The sequence below is a fragment of the Blastococcus atacamensis genome (genome assembly GCF_002938425.1).
In the GTDB taxonomy this organism is placed as follows: domain Bacteria; phylum Actinomycetota; class Actinomycetes; order Mycobacteriales; family Geodermatophilaceae; genus Blastococcus; species Blastococcus atacamensis.
In genome coordinates, this window is record NZ_POQU01000137.1 from 1 (window position 1) to 4,549 (window position 4,549).

Sequence of the window (4,549 nt, forward strand, 5' to 3'; positions counted from 1 at the left end):
TGTTGGTTTCGGAGATCTTTATAAGAGACCGGGCATGGGAGTGTTCGACCGGCTGCGGGGTCGGCGCGCGAGGGGCGAGGGCCGGGCCGCGACCTTGGACCGCGGCGCGCAGCGAGCGGACCTCCAGCACCTCGAGCAGTTCGCCGGTACGCGCCGCGGGGTCGAGGGCTACGTCGAGCCGCGGACCGCCGTCACGCAGACGACGATCGTGCTGGTCGCCGCCGACGGGGAGTGGACGCGCCGCCGGATCGCCGGGCCGGAGGTCGCGCGGCGGCTGTCCCGCGACCTCGGCGTGCCGGTGTACGACGCCCAGGTGACGGGCTATCCCCGGCGGATGCGCGACCACTCCGCGGGCCGGAAGCCGTCCGGTTCCTGAGTTGCTCGCCGTCCTGGCTCACCGGGCCGGGTCCTGCCTCACCGTCGGAGGTGAGCCAGGACCCGGAACGATCAGCTCAGCTGATCATGGGGGCGGTCACTCGGCGATGAGGGCCTCGATGGTGGCGAGCAGGGTGCGCACCGGGACGCCGGTACCGCCCTTGGGCGTGTAGCCCCACGGCGCCGAGGTGTTGTAGCTCGGGCCGGCGATGTCGATGTGCACCCACGGGAGCCCGGCCGGGACGAACTCGGCCAGGAAGTGCCCGCCGACGAGCATGCCGCCCAGGCGGTCGGTGTTGGCGTTGACGAAGTCGGCCACCGGAGAGTCCAGGCCGCGGCGCAGCTCGGGCGGCAGCGGCATGGGCCACATGCTCTCGCCGCTGCGCTTGGCCGCGGCGACGACGGCGTCGCGCAGGTCGTCCGAGCCCATGACCCCGGAGGTCCGCCCGCCGAGGGCCACCATCTGGGCGCCGGTGAGAGTGGAGGTCTCGAGCAGCACGTCGGGGCGGTCCTCGGCGGCGCGGGCGATCGCGTCGGCGAGCACCACGCGGCCCTCGGCGTCGGTGTTGGTGATCTCGGCCTTCTTGCCGTTGCGGAAGGTCACCACGTCGGCCGGGCGGTAGGAGGTGCCGCTGGGCAGGTTCTCCGCGATCGGGACGGTGGCGGTCACCTCGACGGGCAGGCCCAGCTGGGCGACGAGGCACACGGTGGCGATCACGGCGGCGGCGCCGGCCATGTCGCTCTTCATGTCCTCCATCTTCGCGGCGGGCTTGATCGAGATTCCGCCGCTGTCGAAGGTGATCCCCTTGCCGACCAGCGCGATCTTCTTGCGGGCACCGGAGCCGGCGTAGGTGAGGCGCAGCAGGCGCGGCTTGCGGGAGGAACCGCCGCCGACGGCCAGGATGCCGCCGTAGCCGCCCGCGGCGAGGGCGTCCTCGTCGAGGATCTCCGCGGTCAGGCCGAGCTTCTCACCGGCCGCAGCGCCGCGGGCGGCGAGCTCGGCCGGGAAGAGGTCGTTCGGCGGGGTGTTCACGAGGTCGCGCACGAGGGCGACGGCGTCGGCGACCGCGCGCACCCGGCGCAGCGCGGTCTCGGCGGCGGCCGCGCCCGGGACGACGACGGTGAAGTCCTGCGGCGGCGTCGGGCGGTTCGCCGGCAGGTCGGACTTGTAGGCGGTGAACTCGTAGGCGCCGAGCAGCGAGCCCTCGCCGACGGCGTGCAGCCGGTCAGCGTCGGGGGTGCCGCCCACGGCGGCGAGCAGCGTGATCACCGAGCGGCGGCCGCGCAGCGCCCGGCTGGCCGCACCCGCGGCGCGGCGCACGGCCTCGGGGGCGTACCCACCGGCGGCGTCGGGAGCGCCCAGGCCCGCGACGGCGACGACCGGGAACGGGCCCTGCCCGAAGGACGGCAGGCGGGTGACCTCGTCCTCGCCGCCCTTGGCGCCGAGGTCGGCGAGCGCCGCGAACAGCCGGCCGCCGAGGAGGCGGTCGACGGCCTCGGCGCCGGGGGTCGGGAGGAGGCCCTCGGGCCCCTTGCCGACGGCGACGACGACGGCGTCGGCGGTCAGCTTCTCGAGCGGTTGGTCGGTCGCGGAGATCGTCGGTGGCACCGCCCGATCCTAGAAGGACCCCGTCGCCCCCCGACACTCGCTCCGCTCATGCCGGGCCCCTGCGACGGGGCCGTTCCAGGACGTCGCCCGCTCGGGGCGAGCCTCCGGGCGGGGCCGTTCCGAGAAGGTCATCCGCTCGTGCCGGGCCGTTCTCCCACGTCGTCACGGGGGTCCCACTAGCGTGACCGGGGTGAGCCCGTTGACCTCCCCACTGCACGACCGGCACCTCGCGGCCGGGGCCAAGCTCGCCGATTTCAGCGGGTGGTCGATGCCCATCGAGTACGCCGGCGGCGGGGTCCTGGCCGAGCATGCCGCCGTCCGGTCGGGCGTGGGCCTGTTCGACGTCTCGCACCTGGGCACCGGCACCGTCCGCGGGCCGGGTGCGGCCGCGTTCGTCGACGCCTGCCTGTCCAACGATCTGTCGCGGATCGGGCCGGGTCAGGCGCAGTACACGCTCTGCTGCGTACCGGACGGGGAGCCGCAGGCGGGCGGGGTGGTCGACGACCTGATCGTCTACCTGCACGGGCCCGACGACGTGCTGCTGGTGCCCAACGCCGCCAACGCCGCCGAGGTGCTGGGCCGGCTGGCCGACGCCGCTCCGACCGGCGTCACAGTGGAGGACCGGCACGCGGAGGTCGCCGTCCTGGCCCTCCAGGGGCCCCGTTCGCTGCAGGTGCTCGAGCTGCTCGGGGTCCCTGGCGAGATCGGGTACATGTCGTTCGTGACCGGTACCGGCGGGGGAGCGGCCGAGGTGACCGTCTGCCGCACCGGCTACACCGGTGAGCACGGCTACGAGCTGCTCGTCGGCGCCGACCGCGCCGCCGAGATGTGGGACGCGCTGCTCGAGACGGGGGCCGACCTCGGGATCCGTCCGTGCGGGCTGGGTGCCCGCGACACCCTGCGCACCGAGATGGGTTATCCGCTGCACGGGCACGAGCTGTCGCGGGAGATCTCACCGGTCCAGGCGCGGGCCGGCTGGGCGGTGGGCTGGAGCAAGCCCGCCTTCTGGGGCCGCGAGGCGCTGCTGGCCGAGAAGGAGGCCGGCCCGGCCCGGCTCCTGTGGGGCCTGCGGGCCACCGGTCGCGGCATCCCGCGTCCCGGCATGGCGGTACTGGACGCCGCCGGTCAGCGGGTGGGTGAGACCACGAGCGGCACGTTCTCGCCGACGCTGAAGACGGGCATCGCGCTCGCGCTGCTGGACGCCTCGGCCGGCATCGAGGCGGGCACCGAGCTCGCCGTCGACGTCCGCGGCCGGCCGCAGGCGGTCGAGGCGGTCCGCCCGCCGTTCGTGCCGTCCTCCGTGCGCTGAGCCCGGGGGCCCGTCACTTGTGGGTGGGGTCGCTGTCGCCCTTCTTCGGCTGGGGCGACTCGGGCAGGGTGTCGGCGACGACGGCGCCGCGGTCACCCATCGGCTCGGGGTCGCCGTCGGTGGTGTCCTTCGCCGTCTGGTGCTCGGCCTCGGCGTTGATCTCCGCGCCCAGCAGGACCAGGTAGCAGGTCAGGTACAGCCACAGCATCAGCACGATGACGCCGGCGATCGCTCCGTACGTCTTGTCGTAGGAGCCGAAGTTGTCCACGTAGATGGCGAAGCCGATGCTGACCAGCGCCCAGATGACGGTGACGACAACGGCGCCCAGGCTCACCCAGCTCAACCGGGGGGAGTCGCGGTCGGGGGCGACGCGGTAGAGCACCGACAGCGCGCCGGCGAACACGGCGAGCAGCAGCACCCACCGCGCCACCTGGGCCAGGATGACGCCGACCACGCCCAGGGGCAGCGCCTCCAGCACGGCCGGGACGACGGCCACGAGCGTGAAGGTGATCAGGACGAAGACGATCGCGCCGAGGGTCAGCGCCAGCGAGAGCAGCTTCAGCTTGACGAAGCCTCGCGTCTCGACCTCGTCGTAGGCGATGTTGACGGCGGTGACCACGTTGCCCACACCGCCCGACGCGCTCCACAGCGCGGCCAGGATGGACACGACCAGGCTGATGCTCAGCGCGCTGCCGCTGTTGGCGACGATCGCGGTGAGCTGGTCCTCGATGAGTCCCGCGGCGTCCTCGGGAAGCTGCGCGGACAGGTCCTCGACCTGCCGGGCGACGGTCTCGGGAGAAGCGACGAGGCCGTAGACCGAGATCAGCGCGATCAGCGCCGGGAAGATCGACAGGAAGCCGAAGAACGCGACACCGCCGGCGATGATCGGCATGTTGTCGGCGCTGTTCTCCGCCCAGGCGCGCTTGACGATCTGTTTCCAGCCGCTCCACGGGATCTGCGTGGGCCTCTCGGCGTGGAGGCCGGGTTGCTGCTCGGGGGAGGGAGCGCCGGCGGGCAGCCGGTCGGGGTCCGGGCTCGTCGCCGACGAGCGAGCCGCCTCCGCGGCGGCTGCCCGCCGGGCCGCCTTCTCCTCGACGCGCTGACGGATGCGCTCGACCGCGCTCTCGTGCTGCTTGGTGCCGGTCACGCGGTTGCTCCTCTGGCTCTTATTCACCTCTTCGAGCCAAAGAGAACGTCCTAGAACTCGGATGCCGTCATCTGGTTGGAAAAAAAAAAACATACACACAACTCCTAAA

Annotated in this window: 4 protein-coding genes; 2 read left to right on the forward strand and 2 right to left on the reverse strand. The window is 73.1% G+C overall.

The annotated features are described in order from the left end of the window. The coding region (locus C5508_RS18835) for a hypothetical protein (protein ID WP_232797298.1) at positions 1 to 376 on the forward strand (376 nt) is incomplete at its 5' end. Positions 377 to 472: 96 nt separating this feature from the next. On the opposite strand, the gene C5508_RS18840 is transcribed toward C5508_RS18835, so the two are convergent. Continuing rightward, positions 473 to 1,984, reverse strand: coding sequence for a leucyl aminopeptidase (locus C5508_RS18840; protein WP_104526441.1), 1,512 nt, complete (start codon positions 1,982 to 1,984; stop codon positions 473 to 475). A 190-nt stretch (positions 1,985 to 2,174) separates the two neighbouring features. On the opposite strand from C5508_RS18840, the gene gcvT reads away from it, so the two are divergent. Further along, positions 2,175 to 3,293: a glycine cleavage system aminomethyltransferase GcvT gene (gcvT, locus tag C5508_RS18845; RefSeq protein ID WP_104526442.1), complete on the forward strand. Its 1,119-nt coding sequence runs from the start codon at positions 2,175 to 2,177 to the stop codon at positions 3,291 to 3,293. A gap of 13 nt (positions 3,294 to 3,306) precedes the next feature. On the opposite strand, the gene C5508_RS18850 is transcribed toward gcvT, so the two are convergent. Next, positions 3,307 to 4,440: a YihY/virulence factor BrkB family protein gene (locus C5508_RS18850; RefSeq protein ID WP_104526443.1), complete on the reverse strand. Its 1,134-nt coding sequence runs from the start codon at positions 4,438 to 4,440 to the stop codon at positions 3,307 to 3,309. Between the last annotated feature and the right edge of the window lie 109 nt (positions 4,441 to 4,549).